The organism is Streptomyces sp. NPDC046215 (genome assembly GCF_040646215.1).
Taxonomy (GTDB): Bacteria; Actinomycetota; Actinomycetes; order Streptomycetales; family Streptomycetaceae; genus Streptomyces; species Streptomyces stramineus.
Window position 1 is genome coordinate 13,299 of sequence record NZ_JBEYZW010000058.1, and the last position, 14,860, is coordinate 28,158.

Below are 14,860 nucleotides of genomic sequence, written 5' to 3' on the forward strand. Positions count from 1 at the left end.
GGGTGATACGCCAAGGACCTGTGAGGGGCGGCCGGGGCGCCGGGCTCAGCCGGCCGGCGAGCCCGGCGGGCGGTCGTGGCCGCGCTGGTTGAACCGGTCCGCGGCCTTGTCATTGAGGGCGCCCAGGGCGCGGCGCAGCCGGGCCGCCGGCCCGCCGGGCGGAGTCAGGGTGTGGCCCTCGACCGGCTCGCCGTGCTCGCCGTGGTGGCGCGGGAGCGCGCGGGCGAAGACGGACATCAGGCGCGTGGTCGTGGCCGGGGCGAGGCCGTGGGCGGTGGCGGCGAGGCGGGCGGCGGGTGTGAGGACGATGCGGGCGCGGCGGCGTTCGATGCCGGAGACGATGCGTTCGGCGGCGCGTTCGGCGTCCATGGAGACCACCGGTGCGCCCGCGAGGGCGGAGAACCAGGCGTATTCCTTCTCCGCTGCCCCGCCGAAGCGGGCGTGCAGGTGGGAGCCGGTGCGCATCAGGCCGGGGTGGACGGCGGTGACGGTGACCCCGCGGGCCGCCTCCTCCGCGCGCAGCCCTTCCGCCAGGGCCGCCACGGCGGACTTGGCGCACGAGTAGGGCAGCAGGTGCGGGACGGCCACCAGGCCGCCGATGGACCCGATCAGTGCCAGCCTTCCGCCGGCCGGGCTGCGCCGCAGGTGGGGCATGGCTTCCGTGGCGGTGTTGAGGGCGCCTTCGAAGATGGTGGCCATGGCTTCGCGGAAGCCCCGGGTTCCCGCGGCCTCCCAGGGGGCGACCTGGATGATTCCGGCGCCCGCGATGACGAGGTCGACGCCGCCGTCGCGGGCGGCGACCTCGGCGAAGAGGTCCCGTACGGCGGCCTGGTCGCGGACGTCGCAGACGGCGGACCGGATGCGGCCCGCCCGGCCGGTGCCGCTCAGGAGGGCGGTGGCGTCGGCGAGTTCCGTGCGGTCCCGGGCGGCGATGGTCACGGCGGCTCCGCGCGCCATCAATCGGCGTGCCATGAGCAGGCCCAGGCCGCGGGAGCCGCCGGTGACGACCGCGGAGAGCCCGTCGAAGGGGCGGGGGGCGGGGTGCGGCATGGTGGCTCCTTCGCCGGGCGGGTTCCGCGCGGTGTCGCGGGCGGGGTCACGGATGGAGAAGGACCTTCAGCACGCCGTCGGCCTTCTTCTGGAACATCTCGTACGCCTGCGGGGCCTCGTCCAGGGGCAGGTGGTGGGTGGCGAGGGTGTCGACGCCGAGCACGTCCTCGTCGTCGAGCAGCGGGAGGATCTCGTCGGACCAGCGGCGGACGTTGGCCTGGCCCATCCGGAGCTGGAGCTGCTTGTCGAAGAGGGTGAGCATGGGCATGGGGTCGGTCATGCCGCCGTAGACGCCGCTGATGGACACGGTGCCGCCGCGGCGCACGAGGTTGATGGCCAGGTGGAGGGCACCCATGCGGTCCACGCCCGCCTTCTGCATGAGCTTCTCGGCCCAGCGCGGCGGCATGAGGCCCGTGGCCTGCTGGGCGAGGCGGCCCGCGGGGCTGCCGTGGGCCTCGGTGCCCACCGCGTCGATGACGGCGTCGGGGCCCCGGCCGTCGGTGAGGTCGCGGACGGCTGCCGTCAGGTCGTTCTCGTCGTCGAAGTCCTCCAGGTCGAAGACGTCGAAGCCGTCGCGGCGGGCCCGCTCCAGGCGTTCGGGGACGAGGTCGACGCCGATCACCCGGGCGGCGCCCAGGTGGCGGGCGATCCGGCAAGCCATGGTGCCGATGGGGCCGAGCCCCAGGACGGCGACGCTGCTGCCCGGTTCGACGCCGGCGTAGCGGACCGCCTGCCAGGCGGTCGGCAGGACGTCGGAGAGGTAGACGAACCGGTCGTCGGCCGGCCCGTGGGGCACCTTGATGGGCCCGAAGTGCGCCTGGGGGACGCGGAGGTATTCGGCCTGGGCGCCGGGGACGGCGCCGTAGAGCTTGGTGTAGCCGAACAGCCGGGCACCCGTCCCGTGCTCGCGGACCTGGGTGGTCTCGCACTGGGTGGGGAGGCCGCTCCCGCACATCACGCAGCTGCCGCAGGCGATCTGGAAGGGGACGACGACCCGGTCGCCGGGTGCGAGCCCGGGGACGTCGGACCCGGTCTCCTCCACGATGCCCATCGGCTCGTGGCCCAGGATGTCGCCGGGTGTCATGAAGGGGGTGAGCACCTCGTAAAGGTGCAGGTCGGAGCCGCACAGGCCGGTGGAGGTGATGCGGATGACGGCGTCGGTGGGTTCTTGGATCACGGGGTCCGGGACGTGGTCGACCCGGACGTCGCGCTTGCCGTGCCAGACGGTGGCCCGCATGGCGGATCACTTCCTTCGCGCAGCGGCCGGGGCGGGCGCTCGCCCGCCCCGGCCGGCTGCTCAGCGGGTGAGCGGGGGACGGGACCAGTCGCGGTGCGCGGCCACGGCCTCGGTGAAGGCGGCGGTGAAGTCGGCGTTCGCCGTGCCGCAGGTGACGATGGACCGGTCGGTGACCGGGCGGGAGTCACCGGAGGTCTCCCAGACCTCCGCGGGCAGCAGCTCGGCCAGGACCTCGACGGCGGAGCCGAGCGCTCCGATCGCCTTGCCGTGGCGGTAGGCGTCCTGGACGAACCGGCGGGCGGCTCCGTCACTGGCCGGATCGCCCGAGTCCAGGGCGCCCGGGGGCAGCAGAACGGCGTCGTAGAGCACGGAGGCGACGGTGGGCAGTGCCCGGTCGACCTCGGTGTCGGTGCCGTCGGCGGCGGTGACGGTGCCGTCCTGCGGGGCGATGAACTCCACGACGGCGCCCTGGTCCGCGAGGGCGGTGCGCACCGCGCTCGCCTGCCCGGCGTCCACGCCGTCGCAGACCAGGACGGCGATCTGCCGGGTGCTGACCGAGGGGGTGTCGGCCTGGTTGTTGGCGATGCTCAGGGCCGGTGAGGGGGTGGGGCGGGGGGTGTCGGCCCGCTGCTGCGGCGGGGTCACGCCGATGCCTTCGGCGACGGCGGTGGCGAGCTCGTGGTCGACGAGGGCGAGCTGTTCGACGGTGCGCGCCCGTACCTCCTTGGCCGCGACCTTGCCCAGTTCGAAGCGGAAGGCGTCGACGATGTGCCGCTTCTCCCAGTCGGCCATGCTGTGCCAGAAGAGGGCGGGCTGGGTGTAGTGGTCGTCGAAGCTCGGGCTGCGCCGGCGCACCTTGGCGCCGTCGACCCGTTCCATCAGGTGGCGGTAGGCCGCCGGGTCGCCGGTGGCGACCGCGGGGCAGCCGCCGCCGAGGGAGTTGGGACTGTAGTTCGTCCCCCGGTGGATCTTTCCCTGGTGGTAGCCGTCGCGCTGGTTGGTGCGCACGGGTGCCACGGGGCGGTTGATCGGGATCTGGGCGAAGTTGGGGCCGCCGAGCCGGATCAGCTGGGTGTCGAGGTAGGAGAAGTTGCGGGCCTGCAGGAGGGGGTCGTTGGTGAAGTCGATGCCGGGGACGACGTTCGCCGTGTGGAAGGCGACCTGTTCGGTCTCGGCGAAGAAATTGTCGGGGTTGCGGTCGAGGACCATGCGGCCGATCGGCCGTACGGGCACCAGCTCCTCGGGGATGATCTTCGTGGCGTCGAGGAGGTCGAAGTCGAAGGAGTGCTCGTCCTCCTCGGGCACGAGCTGGACGCCCAGCTCCCACTCGGGGAAGTCGCCGGCCTCGATGGTGTCCCACAGGTCGCGGCGGTTGAAGTCCGGGTCGCGGCCCTGGGTCTCCTGGGCCTCGTCCCACACGAGGCTGTGCACGCCGAGCTTCGGCTTCCAGTGGAACTTCACGAACGTCCCGCGCCCCTCCGCGTTGACGAAGCGGAAGGTGTGCACTCCGAAGCCCTGCATCATGCGGTAGCTGCGCGGGATGGCCCGGTCGGACATCAGCCACATGATGGTGTGGAGCGTCTCGGGCTGGAGGGAGACGAAGTCCCAGAGGGTGTCGTGAGCGGACGCCCCGGTGGGGATCTCGTTGTGGGGTTCGGGTTTCACGGCGTGGACGAAGTCGGGGAACTTGATGCCGTCCTGGATGAAGAAGACGGGGAAGTTGTTTCCGACGAGGTCGTAGTTGCCCTCGGAGGTGTAGAACTTCGTCGCGAAGCCGCGGACGTCCCGGACGGTGTCGGCGGAGCCGCGGGGCCCTTGCACGGTCGAGAAGCGGACGAAGACGGGGGTTCGCACGGAGGGGTCCTGGAGGAAGGCGGCCTTGGTGAACTCGGCGCAGGACGCGTAGGGCTCGAAGTAGCCGTAGGCGCCGGCTCCCCGGGCGTGCACCACCCGTTCCGGGATCCGCTCGTGGTCGAACCGCGTGATCTTCTCCCTGAAGTGGAAGTCCTCCATCAGGGTGGGGCCGCGGTCGCCGGCCCGCAGCGAGTCGTCGGTGTGGTCGACCACCACGCCCTGATCGGTGGTGAGCGGGCCTCCGGCCGGGTCCGCCGCGCGAAAGGCGTCTCGCTGCTGCTGCTTCGGGTCAGCCATGGGCTGTCGACCTCTTCCTGTCCCGGTGGCGCGCCGCGGGGCGCCGTCGCCTCGACGGGCCCCGCAGCGGTCCTCATTCGTCACTTCTGTATCGGAGTGACCGGGCACGGGAAAACAAAACATGCCGATCGGGGGAAACCCCCGGGCCGGCCGCGGGAGCGGGTCAGACCATCGTGTAGCCGCCGTCCACGGGCAGCGCCACCCCCGTGACGAAGGAGGAGCGGTCGCTGCACAGCCACGCGGCGGCTTCCGCTATCTCGTGCGGCTCGGCCGTGCGGCCCTGGGGGGTCGCCCGGTGCAGTTCCTTTTCGAGGTGGGGGTTCCGCTCGAACCAGCCGGCGATGATCTCGCTGCGCGTCGTGCCCGGTGCCACGGAGTTGACCCGGATGCCGTGCGGCGCGTACTCGGCGGCCGCCGCCTTGGTCAGGCCGATGACGGCGTGCTTGGACGCCACGTAGGGCGCCGCGGCGGGAATCGCCTGGAATCCGGCGACGCTGCTGTTGTTGACGATGGAACCACCGCCGGATTCCATCATCGCCGCGAGCTCATAGCGCAGCACATTCCACACTCCGCGCACATTGGTGTCCATGATTTCGTTGTAAGCATCATCTTTCATCAGGTGCATCGGCTCCTGGTCCCAGCCGATGCCGGCATTGTTGAAAGCGGCGTCCAGGCGCCCGTATCGGTCCACGGCGAATTCCACCGCACGCTGCGCGTCTTCCGCCCGGGAGACGTCCGTGACCACCTGGGCGGCGTCCGCCCCGGTGGCGCGAACTTCGGTGACCAGCGCGGCGAGTCGGTCCGCCCGGCGGGCGGCCAGCACGACCTTTGCGCCCTCCCGCGCGAAAACCTTCACGGCGGCGGCACCAATACCACTGCTCGCTCCGGTAACCAGAACAACCTTGCCGGAAAGCATGCCTTGATTCTCAGTCATGGCCGGAATTGTGCCACCCCCGCAGGCCCCCTCCGCACCCCGGCAATTACCCCCGCTCCGGCCGCGGGCCCGGGCGGCGGAAAAACAGGAACCCGGGGTGCCGGAAGCCTGGCAGGAGACGGCGGGACGATCTACGATCGCAGCGGCCACCACCGGCGCGGGCGAGGGAGGCTCGTGATGCTGCCAGCCGGCACCCAGAGCGACCGGCACCCACCACCGGGCCCCGTCGCGCACCGGCCCGGCCCGCCCGCCGGCCACCGCGACGGCCCCGCCGAGGCGCCATGACACGGCGCCGCTACCGCACGGTGTGCCCTGCCGCCCCCGCGAGAGCTGGAGACTCCCCCACGATGCGCTTCGGGCATCTGCGCCGCCGATGTCAGAGGGTGATCGACGGGATACCCGTCCCCGACCCCTTCTCCGCCCACACGCTGTGCGCCCGCCTGGCGCGCCAACGCGGCCGCCCCTTGCGGCTGTTGGCGCTGCCCACGCCCACCGTCCCCGGTACGCCGTCGGGCATCCTCCTGGCCACCGAAAGCGAAGACTTCATCCTCTACGACGCGCAGACCAGCCCCCTGCACCAGGAGCACATCATCGTCCACGAGATCGGGCACCTGGTGTGCAACCACCGTTCCGCGACGGACGACCGGGAGCACTTCCGCCACCTGGACATCAGCGATCCCCGCTCGCTGCGGCAGGTGCTGCCCAGGATCCGTTACGGCGACGAACAGGAACAGGAGGCGGAGATGATCGCCACCCTGATCCTGGAGGCCGCCGGCCGGGTGCCCGCCCCGACGCTCCTGTCGGGGATGCTCGGCGGGCTGGAGGCCGCCATGGGGCTGCGCACGCCCCGTGCCCGCGACCCGGAGGCACCGTGCTGACCTGGTGGGAGAACGCCGGGATCACCGCCCTGTGGGCCGTGGTGGTGCTCCGCGCGCCGCAGGCCGTCCGGCACCGGCAGCAGCGGCCCCTGTGGTACGCGATCGCGCTCACCGCGCTGGCCATGTCCCTGCACCTGCCGCCCGTCACCGCGCTGCTGGCCCACGTCGTGCCGGGCGCGCACTGGGTCGACCTGACGAAGCATCTGCTGAGCATCGCCGACGGGGCGGCGGTGCTCTGGTTCGTCCTCGGCGCGGCCGGGCGGCAGCGGCACACCCCCGTCGTCCTCGGCGCCGCGGCCGCCGTGATGACCGCGCTGGTGCTCCTCGACCTCACCGCGCCGGAGCACGCCCGCAATCAGATCACCCCCGCCGCGGTGCCCGGCGTCGGGAACACCTACTGGTGGGTCTTCTTCGCCTTCCACCTCGCCGCGGACACGACCTGCGCGATCGTGTGCCTGCGCCACAGCCGGCCCGGCACGCCGGCCCTCCTGCGGTACGGGCTGCGTCTGTTCGGCACGGGCATCCTGCTGGCGTCCGCGCTGTGGGTGCTCAAACTCCTCTACCTGCACACGTTCACCCCGGCCCTCGCCGAGCTGTTCTCCCCCGTCACCGGCACCGAGGCGTTCTGCATGGCGACCGGCGCCGCCCTGCCGGTCCTCGCCCGGATCCGCGCGCACCGGCGGGACCGCGCGGCGTACCGGGGCCTGGAGGTCCTCTGGCAGGACCTCACCGCCACCGCCCCCGACGTCGTGCTGCGCCCCGCCGGCCGGCTGGCCACGGCGGCCCTGCCCTTGCAACTCCTGCTCTACCGCCGGGTCATCGAGATCCGGGACGCGATGCTCGTGCTCCGCAACTACGTGCCCGCCGACACGCTGGACGCCATCCACCGGCGCGTCGACGGGCAGGCGCTGCCTCCCCCGCTCGCCCACGCGCGCGTCACCGCGCGCTGGCTGGCCGCCGCTCTCGACGCCCGGCGCGCCGGGCACCCGCCGCAGCCGCAGACCGCCAGCCTCGCACCGCCCGGATCCGCGGGCACCGACCTGGCGGAGGAGATCCGCGCCCTGCTGCTGATCGCCGCCGCCTACCGGAGCCCGGCCGCCGGGGAACGCCCGCTCACCCGGCCGTAGCCGGCCACACCGGCCTCAGGAGCGCAAGGAGGCGCCCGGCGAGGTCGTCGGCGCTGCCGGCGTCGACGATCTCCATGACGGGGACCGCACAGCCGAGTTCCCGTTGCAGGGCGACCGTCAGCTCGGTCGCCATCAGGGAGTCCAGGCCCAGCCGGTCCAGCCGGGCGGCGTGGTCCACGCGGTCGGGCGTGCTGTGGGTGACGCGGGTGACGAGCCGGACGAGGAGGGCGGTGAGCGCGGCCCGGGCGGCGTCCTTCTCGCCCGCGTCCAGGGCCCGCCGCAGCCCGGCCGTCTCGCCCTCGTCCTCCTCATCGGTGTCGGAGAGCAGGCCGGCGAACCTCGGGGTGCGCAGGGCGGGCAGGAGGGCGGCCAGGCGCGGCCAGTCGACGTGCGCGACCTGGACGACGTCGGCGCGCCGGGTGATCAGGTCCTCCAGGGCGCCCATGGCCTCGTGCGGCGAGAGGGGGCCCAGGCCCATGCGCCGCAGGGCGAGGGCGACTTCCTCGTCGGCGCCGGCGCCGACCTCGCCGAGCAGGCCCCAGCCGACGGCCAGGCCCGGGAGGCCGGCCGCCCGGCGGGCCCGGATCAGCCCCTCCATGTAGAGGTTGGCCGCCGCGTACGCGGCCTGGGCGCGGTGGCCGACCGTGGCGGAGATGGAGGAGTACACGACGAAGAAGTCGAGGGAGGCGGTGCGGGTGAGGGAGTCCAGCAGGGCGGTGCCGCGCAGTTTGGGGGCCAGGACGGCTTCGGCGTCCTCGTCCGTCGTCTCGGTCAGCAGGTGGTCGTGGAGGGTCATGGCCGAGTGGACGACCCCGCGCAGGGGGTGACCGGTGGCCGCGACGGCGTCGAGGACGGCGGTCAGGGCGTCCGGGTCGGTGACGTCGGCGGCGTGCGCGGTGGCGGTGGCGCCCGCGGCGGCGAGGTCGTCGAGGAGGGGCCCGGCGCCGGGCGTGGCGGCGCCCCGGCGGCCGAGGAGGGCGAGGTGGCGGGCCCCGCGGTCGGCGAGGAGGCGGGCGGTGAGGGCGCCCAGGCCGCTGAGGCCGCCGGTGATCAGGTAGGTGGCGTCCGGGTCGCACTCCAGGCGGCCCGGGGTCACGGCGAGCGGGGGCGGTTCCGCCAGGGAGACGACGATCTTCCCGGTGTGCCGGGAGCGGTGCAGGGCCGTGAAGGCGTCCGTGACGCGGTCGGCGGGGAACACCTGGTGGGCCAGGGGCCGGTAGGCGCCCTGGCCGAGGCGGTGGGTGAGCTCCGCGAAGTGGGCGGCCGACAGGGCGGGCTGGCGGTGGATCATCTGGTGGACGTCCACCGCGTGGAAGGAGAGGTTGTTCCGGAAGGGGCTCAGGGCGAGCCGGCCGCCGGTGTGGATGTCGCGTTTGCCGAGTTCGACGCAGCGGCCGCCGGGGGCGAGGATCTCCAGGTTGCGGGTGATCGCCTCGCCGGCCAGGGAGTTGAGGACGACGTCGACGCCGCGGCCGCCGGTCAGTTCCCCGACGCGGTCGGCGAAGTCGAGCGTGCGGGAGTCCAGGACGTGGCGGGCCCCGAGCAGGGTGAGCAGGTCGCGCTTGTCGGGGGTGCCGGCGGTGGCGATGACGTGCGCGCCCACGCCGAGCGCGTACTGGAGGGCGGCGAGCCCGACCCCGCCGGCCCCGCCGTGGATCAGGACGGTCTCGCCCCCGGTGAGGCGGGCCAGGTGGTCGAGGGCGTGGTGGACGGTGAAGAACGCGACCGGCACCGTGGCCGCCTCGGCGAAGGTGAGGCCGTCGGGGATGCGTCCGGTGACGCTCGCGGGGGCGAGGACGTGCGAGGCCAGCGCGCCGGGGGCGAAGGCGAGGACGCGGTCCCCCGCGGCGAACGGGGTGTCCTCGCCGGCGGCGGTGACGACACCGGCGCACTCCAGGCCGAGCCGGTGCCCCCGGGATGCCGGGCCCTCGCTCTCGGCGGAGGGCGGCAGCGCGCCGGTGGCCAGCATGACGTCCCGGTAGTTGAGGCCGGCGGCCCGTACCTCGATGGCGACCTGCCCGGGCCCCGGTGCGGGCACCGGCTCCTGCTCGACCCAGTCCAGGGGGAAGTCGGCGGACGCCTGCCGCAGCCGGAGGCGGTAGGGGCGGCCCGCGGGCGCGGTGGTGGCCGGGGGCACCTCGCGCAGGCGGGCCACGAAGCGCCCGGCGGGGGTCAGGAGGACCTCGTCGTCCGGTGGCGGGCCGGCCAGCAGCTCGCGGGCCAGGCGGCGGGCGTCGCGGTCGGGGTGGGGGCCGCTCTCGAAGCACAGCCGCCGGACGGCCGGCCGGCTCTGCTCGTTGCCCAGGGCCCGGGCCACGCCCCAGGGCACGGCGTCCCGGGGGGTGAGGGGCCCGAGGCCGGCGGGCAGGGCGCCCGAGGGGTGGGCGACGAGCCACAGGAGCGGCGCGCAGTGCGGGGGCAGCGGGGCGCAGGCGCGGGCCACGGCGCGGAGCACCGCGGTGCGGGTGACGGCCTGTTCGAGCGCGACGGGTCCGCCGTCGCCCTCGCCGGGGTGGTTGACGGGGTCGGTGAGCAGCAGCACGACGGCGGGGCGGGCCTGGTCGGCGGGCAGGTGGGCGGCCCACTGGTGGGGGTCGGCGGTGGCCCGTACGACCGCGACGGGGGTGTCGCAGGTGGCGCGCAGAGCGGCCGCGAGGCGGCAGGCGAGGGGGCTCTGGGGGTGTTCGGCGGCGATGGTCCAGGACGTCGCGGCGGGCTGTGCGGCGGCGGGCTCCGGCAGGTGCGCGAGGCGCGCGGTCGCGGAGGCGGCCGGCGCGGGCGCGGGGCGGCGGGTGCGGGCGGGGCGGTGGGCGAGGAGGACGGAGTAGTCGCCGCGGGCCCGGTCGGCGCCGAGCTGGGCGACGTCGTCGAAGCCGTGGCCGGTCAGCAGGTCCGGCCACCGGTCGGCCGACAGGAGCGGTGTGTCGGGGCGCAGCTCGTGGTCGGTGGTGTTCCAGAAGCTGTCGAGGATCCCGAAGCAGGGCAGCAGGAGGTCGGGGTTATGGGTTTCGACGGCGAGGAGGTGGCCGCCGTCGTCGAGCAGGCCGGTGACGCGGCGCAGGGTGGCCGGGAGGTCGGCGGTGGCGTGCAGGACGTTCCCGGCGACGACGAGGTCGTAGCCGCCCTCGGTGAAGCCCTGGGCGGCGGGGTCCTGGTCGAGGTCGAGGGCGCGGTAGGTGAGGTGGTCGTGGTCGGCGAAGCGCTGCCGGGCGCGGGTGAGGAACGCCGGGGAGATGTCGGTGAAGGTGTAGGTGGTGCGGTCGGGCGGCAGGACGTCGAGCAGGGCGGCGGTCAGGGCGCCGGTGCCCGCGCCGGTCTCCAGGACGCGCAGGGGGCGGCCCAGGGGCCGGTGGTGGACGATCTGCCGGGTCAGTGCCGCGGCCAGGGCGTTGTAGTGGCGGGTGACGGCGGTAGCGGAGTAGAGGTTCTCCACCAGGTGGCGTTCGGTGTCGCCGAAGAGCAGGTCGACGGGGTCGCGGTGGCCGAGGAGGACGTCGGCGAGGTGGGTGCCGCACCTGCTGTACAGGGCCGCTTCGACGATCCGGCCGGGCGCGGTGCGCAGCAGCCGGGTCAGGGCCTTTCCCGGGGCGGGGCGGGTGGTGGGGGCCCAGGGGCCGTCGGGGGTGGGACGCAGCACTCCGGTGCGTCCGGCGTGGCGGAGGAGGCCGTCGAGGAGCCGGCGGTGGTGGGGGCGTACTCCGGCGGCGAGGAGGCGGTCGAGTGCGTACTCCTTGGCGTCGGGGTCGATGGTCTTCAGGGCGCGCAGGGTGAAGTGGGCGCTCAGCAGCCCGAGGAGGCCGGCGGCTGCGGTGTAGGAGGGTTCGTCCCATTCCGGGGGCGTCTCCTCGGCCGCGGACCGGGCGATCCGGGCGACCGGGGGGAGGCAGTGGGGCGGGACGTCGGGGTCGTGGGGGGCGGGGGCGGCGCGCAGCACGGTGGCCAGGCGGAGGGCGGGGGCGGCCGGGGCGGTGGTGAAGCGGCGCAGGCGGCAGGCGTCGGCGGTGGCGGTGACGTGGCCTTGGTCGTCGGTGATGGTGACGTCCCAGCAGACGTCGTCCGCGGTGGCGTGGCGGTGGCGCACGTGGATCCAGCCCTCGGCGGCGGGCTCGGCCCAGACGCGCAGGGCTCCGACGGCGGCGGGCAGGTAGGGGGCGGCCGTGGGGCCGGTGGTGCCGGGGTGGTGCAGGAGGGTGCTGCCGGCCTGGAGGGCGCCGTCGAGGAGGGTGGGGTGGAGGTGGTAGCCCGCCGTGGGCTGGTGGAGGCGGTAGCGGGCGAGGACCTCGTCGTCTCCGGTGTGCAGGTGGGTCAGGACCGTGAAGGCGGGCCCGTAGGCGAGGCCGGCGCGAGCGGCGGTGGCGTAGTGGTCGGCCGCGGGCAGGGTGCGGGGCAGTTTTTCGCGCAGGGCGGTGATGTCGAGGGGGGTGGGGCGGTCGCCGGGCAGGCGGCTGACCCGGGCGCGGGCGTGGGTGCGCCAGGGGCCGGTACCGGTGCGGCTGGAGATGCGGACGGTGTTGTCGGCGGTGTCGAGGGCGACTTGGAGGTGGAGGTCCGCGCGGTCGTCGTCGAAGGGCAGCGGCAGGGCGCGGTCGAGGGTCAGGTCCTGGAGGCGGACGGGGGCCTGGTGGTGGAGGTGGCCGGCGGCCAGTGCCGCTTCGGCGAAGGCCGCGGCGGGCAGGAGGACGGAGCCGGTGACGACGTGGTCGGCGAGCCAGCCGTGGTGGGTGGGGTCGAGGGTGGTGTGCCACAGGGGTTCGGCGTGGGAGGTGCGTTCGCCGAGCAGGGGGTGGTGGCGCAGTCCGTCGCCGCAGCCGCGCAGGTACCAGTGGGGGGTGCCGTGCCAGTGGCGTTCGCGCTGCCAGGGGTAGGCGGGCAGGTCGCGGGCGCGGCCGGGGACGGGGAACCAGCGGGTGTGGTCGACGGTGGCGCCGGCCGCGAGGAGGGTGGCGACGGTGGTGTCCAGGGCGTCGGCGCCGTCGAGGTCGCGGGTGAGGGTGGGGACGACGGCGGTCGGGCCCTGGGCGGAGGCGGTGGTGATGCGGCGGAGGTAGTGGCTCAGGACCGGCTGGGGGCCGATCTCGACGAGCGCGTCGCAGCCGGTGTGCAGGAGTGCCTGGACGGCGTCGGGGAGTTGGACGGGGCGGCGGATGTTGTGCCACCAGTGGTCGGCGGTCAGGGCGCGGCCGTCGGTGAGGGCGCCGGTGACGGTGGAGGCGAGGGGGATGCGGGCGGGGCCGGGGCGCAGGTCGGCCAGGTCGGTGCGCAGCTCCTCCTCGATGGGGTCCATGTGGCTGGTGTGGAAGGCGTGGTCCAGGTCGAGGAGCCGGAAGAAGACCTTCCGGGTGGCCAGGGCGCGGGCCAGGGTGTCGAGCGCTTCGAGGTCTCCCGCGACGGTGACGTCCTGCGGGCTGTTGACGGCGGCGAGCTCCAGGCGGCCCTGGTGGGCGGCCAGTTCCCGCAGGGCCTGGCGGGCGGGGAGGCCGACCGCCGCCATCCGCCCCGACCCGGCGGTGCGGGCCTGGGCGCGGCTGCGGGCGGCGATGACGCGGGCGGCGGCGGGCAGGTCGAGGGCGCCGCAGGCGTAGGCGGCGGCGATCTCGCCGACGCTGTGGCCGCAGGCCCCGGCGGGGTGGACGCCGTGGGCGGCCAGGGCGGTGGTGAGGGCCGCCTGGACGGTGAAGAGCAGGGGCTGGGCGACCTCGGTGCGGGCCTGCCTCTCCCCTGCCGCGTCCGGTGTGGCGAGTTCCTCGGCCACGGACCAGCCCAGGAGCGGCCGCAGGGTGTGGTCGATCTCCTCGACGGCGTCGCGGAAGGGGGGCGACTCGGCGAGCAGCCGCGTGCCCATCCCGGCGAACCGGGCGCCGTTGCCGCTGTAGACGAATGCGATGGTGCCGCGGGCGAGCGCGGGCGCGCCGGAGGGGGTCGCGGCGTGCAGGCGGGCGGCCGCGGTGGCGGGGTCGGGGGCGAGGACGGCGGTGCGCAGGGGGTGGGGGCCGCGGCGGGTGACGGTGGTGTGGGCGATGTCGTAGAAGGTCGCCGGGTCGGCGGTGCGCAGGTGGGCGGCGAGGTCGTCGACGGCCCGGGCGAGGGCCCGGGGGGTGCGGGCGGAGACCATGAGGGGCACCGGCCCCGGCGGGGGTGTCGGGCGGGGCGGCGCGTCGGGGGCGGGGGCGAGGACGGCGTGGGCGTTGGCGCCGCCGAAGCCGAAGGAGTTGACGCCGACCAGTCCGCCGGAGGCGGGCAGGGTGAGGGGGGCGGGCACGGGGGTGAGGTTCAGGCGGGGGAAGTCGATGGCGGGGTTGGCCGGTTCGGCGTGCAGGGACGCGGGGACGGTGCGGTGGCGCAGGACGAGGAGGGCCTTGAGGATCCCCGCGAGGCCGGAGGCCGGTTCGAGGTGGCCGAGGTTGGTCTTGACCGAGCCGACGGGCAGCGGCCGGCCGGCGGGCCGGTGGCGGGCGAGGGCGTCGGCGATGGCCTCGCACTCCAGGGGGTCGCCGACCGCGGTGCCGGTGCCGTGGGCCTCGACGTAGAGGAGGTCGCCGGCGTCGAGTGCGGCGCTGCGGTAGACCTCGCGCAGCAGGGCGGCCTGGGCGCGGGCGCTGGGCTGGGCGAGGCCCGGGGTCCGGCCGTCGCTGTTGGTGCCGGTCGCGGCGATGACCGCGTGGATCCGGTCCCCGGCGGCGAGCGCGTCGGCGAGGGGCCGCAGGACCAGGACGGCCCCGCCCTCGGCCCGGACGAACCCGTCGGCCGCCGCGGAGAAGGCGCGGCAGCGGCCGGTGGGCGAGAGCATCGCCGCCTTGGAGAACCCGACGAACTCGTGGGGCCCGATGAGGACGTTGACGCCCGCGGCCAGGGCCGTGCCGCCGCGGGTGCGCAGCAGCTCGCAGGCGTGGTGCAGGGCGACGAGGCTGGAGGAGCAGGCGGTGTCGACGGCCAGGCTGGGGCCGCGCAGGTCGTAGACGTGGGAGATGCGGTTGGCGGTGTTGCCGACGGCGATGCCGGTCATCGTGTGCCGGTCCACCGTCTCCAGGCGGCTGAGCTGGAGGTGGGCGTAGGCGGAGTTGGACACGCCGACGAAGACGCCGGTGTCGGTGCCGGCCAGCGCGGCGGGGGCCAGGCCGGCGTCGTCGAGGGCCTCCGCCGTCATCTCCAGCAGCAGGCGCTGCTGCGGGTCCATGCAGGCGGCCTCGCGCGGGGAGATGCCGAAGAACTCCGCGTCGAAGCCCGCGATGTCCGGCAGGAATCCGCCGGCGGACGTGTACGTCCTGCCCGGGCGGTGCGGAGCGGAGGCGTCGGCGAAGACCTGCGGGTCGAACCGGTCCGGGGGCACCTCCCCGACCAGATCGCGGCCGCCGGCGAGGGCGGACCACAGGGCGCCCAGGCTGTCCAGGCCCCCGGGGAGCCGGCAGCCGACCCCGGTGATCGCCACCTCACAAGGACGGTTGCCTGCTGGTGTGTTCATCTGCACTGCCCTGGGCATCCCTTC

Annotated in this window: 7 protein-coding genes; 2 read left to right on the plus strand and 5 right to left on the minus strand. The window is 74.9% G+C overall.

All coding sequences use genetic code 11. The features are described 5' to 3' along the window. Positions 1–45: 45 nt before the first annotated feature. The 4 genes from ABZ951_RS23230 to ABZ951_RS23245 all read right to left on the minus strand — a co-directional run bounded on the left by ABZ951_RS23230 (position 46) and on the right by ABZ951_RS23245 (position 5,372). Entirely contained in the window at positions 46–1,050 is a 1,005-nt protein-coding gene (locus tag ABZ951_RS23230) for an SDR family NAD(P)-dependent oxidoreductase (protein WP_344093559.1), read from the minus strand. 46 nt (positions 1,051–1,096) lie between these two features. Then, positions 1,097–2,287, minus strand: a complete 1,191-nt coding sequence (locus ABZ951_RS23235) for a zinc-dependent alcohol dehydrogenase (RefSeq protein ID WP_344093561.1) — start codon at positions 2,285–2,287, stop codon at positions 1,097–1,099. Positions 2,288–2,347: 60 nt separating this feature from the next. Further along, the gene (locus ABZ951_RS23240) at positions 2,348–4,438 is read right to left on the minus strand and encodes a catalase (RefSeq protein ID WP_344093563.1); all 2,091 of its coding nucleotides are present in this window, start codon (positions 4,436–4,438) and stop codon (positions 2,348–2,350) included. A 163-nt stretch (positions 4,439–4,601) separates the two neighbouring features. Continuing rightward, positions 4,602–5,372, minus strand: a complete 771-nt coding sequence (locus tag ABZ951_RS23245; protein ID WP_344093565.1) for a glucose 1-dehydrogenase — start codon at positions 5,370–5,372, stop codon at positions 4,602–4,604. Between the two features lie 383 nt (positions 5,373–5,755). Here ABZ951_RS23245 and ABZ951_RS23250 point away from each other — a divergent pair, with 383 nt between their 5' ends. Then, a complete protein-coding gene (locus tag ABZ951_RS23250; RefSeq protein ID WP_344093567.1) occupies positions 5,756–6,250 on the plus strand; it encodes a hypothetical protein in 495 nt (164 codons plus the stop codon). Continuing rightward, on the plus strand, positions 6,244–7,377 hold the full coding sequence (locus tag ABZ951_RS23255) for an MAB_1171c family putative transporter (RefSeq protein ID WP_344093569.1): 1,134 nt from the start codon (positions 6,244–6,246) through the stop codon (positions 7,375–7,377). Before ABZ951_RS23250 ends, ABZ951_RS23255 begins: the two co-directional genes overlap by 7 nt. Here the strand turns inward: ABZ951_RS23255 and ABZ951_RS23260 are convergent. Then, entirely contained in the window at positions 7,364–14,803 is a 7,440-nt protein-coding gene (locus ABZ951_RS23260; RefSeq protein ID WP_361280596.1) for an SDR family NAD(P)-dependent oxidoreductase, read from the minus strand. The two genes, ABZ951_RS23255 and ABZ951_RS23260, sit on opposite strands and share 14 nt — an antisense overlap. Between the last annotated feature and the right edge of the window lie 57 nt (positions 14,804–14,860).

What these genes read in the sequence shown, in the direction of transcription:
- ABZ951_RS23245 (WP_344093565.1), bottom strand. Translation starts at nt 5,372, where the DNA reads ATGACTGAGAATCAAGGCATGCTTTCCGGCAAGGTTGTTCTGGTTACC.
- ABZ951_RS23240 (WP_344093563.1), bottom strand. Translation starts at nt 4,438, where the DNA reads ATGGCTGACCCGAAGCAGCAGCAGCGAGACGCCTTTCGCGCGGCGGAC.
- ABZ951_RS23230 (WP_344093559.1), bottom strand. Translation starts at nt 1,050, where the DNA reads ATGCCGCACCCCGCCCCCCGCCCCTTCGACGGGCTCTCCGCGGTCGTC.
- ABZ951_RS23235 (WP_344093561.1), bottom strand. Translation starts at nt 2,287, where the DNA reads ATGCGGGCCACCGTCTGGCACGGCAAGCGCGACGTCCGGGTCGACCAC.